1 protein-coding gene is annotated in these 1,227 nt (G+C 49.9%); it reads right to left on the bottom strand.

What is annotated here, in order from left to right:
- Positions 1 to 1,206 (bottom strand): DEAD/DEAH box helicase (locus tag ACWFR1_RS40425; RefSeq protein WP_453561139.1); only part of this gene is annotated, 1,206 nt, incomplete at its 3' end.
- Positions 1,207 to 1,227 lie beyond the last annotated feature (21 nt).

Genomic DNA, 1,227 nt, shown 5'->3' with positions numbered 1-1,227 from the left:
TTTACGCTCCTCAATGGCCTCCTTCAGCATTTGTGAATAGAGGTCAAATCCGACTGAATCGATGAAGCCATGCTGCTGGGCACCAAGAAGATTCCCGGCTCCGCGAATCGTTAAGTCACGCATTGCGATTTTAAAACCGGAACCTAGCTCTGTGAATTCTTTAATAGCCTGCAGCCTTTTTTCAGCCACTTCTGTCAGCACTTTATCCCGGCGGTACGTGAAGTACGCATACGCCACACGGTTAGAACGGCCGACACGCCCCCGCAGCTGGTAAAGCTGAGAAAGTCCCATCTTGTCGGCGTCAAATACGATCAGCGTATTGACGTTCGGGATGTCCACGCCAGTTTCGATAATGGTTGTGCTGACGAGAACGTCTGATTCTCCTTCAAGGAAACTTAGCATAACGGTTTCTAATTCATTTTCTGTCATTTTCCCATGCGCATATGCTACCTTCGCGTCAGGGACTAGCATTGAAATTTCATCCGCTTTCCGCTCAATGTCCTCTACCCGGTTGTACAAGAAATAGACCTGGCCTCCGCGTGCAAGCTCACGTTCAATCGCCTCTCTGACAAGAGCGCCGTTATATTCCACAACATACGTCTGTACGGGGAAGCGATTTTCCGGCGGAGTCTCGATGACTGAAAGATCCCTTACGCCAAGCATAGACATATGCAGCGTACGAGGAATCGGCGTTGCTGTTAACGTTAATACATCAACATTGGCTTTTATTTGCTTGATCTTTTCTTTATGGGTTACACCGAAACGCTGCTCTTCATCAATGATGAGGAGCCCTAAGTCTGTATACACGACATCCTTTGATAGCAGCCGGTGCGTCCCGATGACGATATCAACCGTTCCGTTTTTCAGCCCTTTGATTGTTTCGTTTGCTTCTTTTCTCGTTCTGAACCTGCTGAGAAGGCCGATATTAATCGGATAGTCCTGGAAGCGCTCTTTTATGGTTTCATAGTGCTGCTGTGCCAAAATTGTTGTCGGAACGAGCAGAGCTACCTGCTTTCCGTCACCGATCGCCTTAAACGCGGCACGTATGGCAACCTCTGTTTTACCGTAGCCCACATCTCCGCACAGCAAGCGGTCCATCGGACGTTCTCTTTCCATGTCTTTTTTGATTTCGTGAATAGAACGGAGCTGATCCTCAGCGCGGTCGCCGCGCGATCGAGGTAGGCCCCACTGGCAAGACGGTCGCAACCAATCTCGCGCGGCTCCGCG

This window comes from Streptomyces sp. NPDC055103 (genome assembly GCF_053607625.1).
This window is presented reverse-complemented; position numbering and strand designations above follow the sequence as displayed.